This is a genomic window from Natrialba sp. PRR66, assembly GCF_034808065.1.
Lineage (GTDB): Archaea > Halobacteriota > Halobacteria > Halobacteriales > Natrialbaceae > Natrialba > Natrialba aegyptia.
The window spans coordinates 1-393 of record NZ_JAXHGN010000023.1 but is presented as its reverse complement, the minus strand read 5'-3'; the positions used below and the strand labels follow the sequence as shown (position 1 = coordinate 393).

1 pseudogene is annotated in these 393 nt (G+C 67.9%); it reads right to left on the bottom strand.

Going from position 1 to position 393, the window contains the following annotated elements:
- Positions 1-58: 58 nt before the first annotated feature.
- Positions 59-393, bottom strand: a pseudogene (locus tag SM755_RS23335) (dehydrogenase); the annotation flags it as partial.

The window sequence follows — 393 nt, the reverse complement described above, 5'->3', positions numbered from 1 at the left end:
GCGCTGGAGACGGTGGGCCGGGAGCGGCGACTGTAGCCTGCCGGCCGACGGTCCGGGGTCAGTCGTCCCGCCGGCCGAACGCGAACAGACACATCGGCGTCTCTCTTGTCGCACGCGGAGAGAGATGTTCCGTCACTCCGTCGTCGTAGAACGTGAGACCCGTCCCGCCCAGATCGCGGTGAGCGTAGGTCGCGAGATACAGTCGACCGAGTGCGATGCCGGCTTCTAACTGGGCGAGGCGATAGCCGCGGTTGCCCAGTCGGTCAACCAGTTCGTCGGCGTTCGCGAGGAGGTAGACGTTCACGTGGGCGTCGCCGGCCCAGCGCTGGTCCAGAGCGAGATGCTGTTTCGTCCGCCGGTCCGCGTCGACGAGTCGGCGCTGGAGCGTCTCGG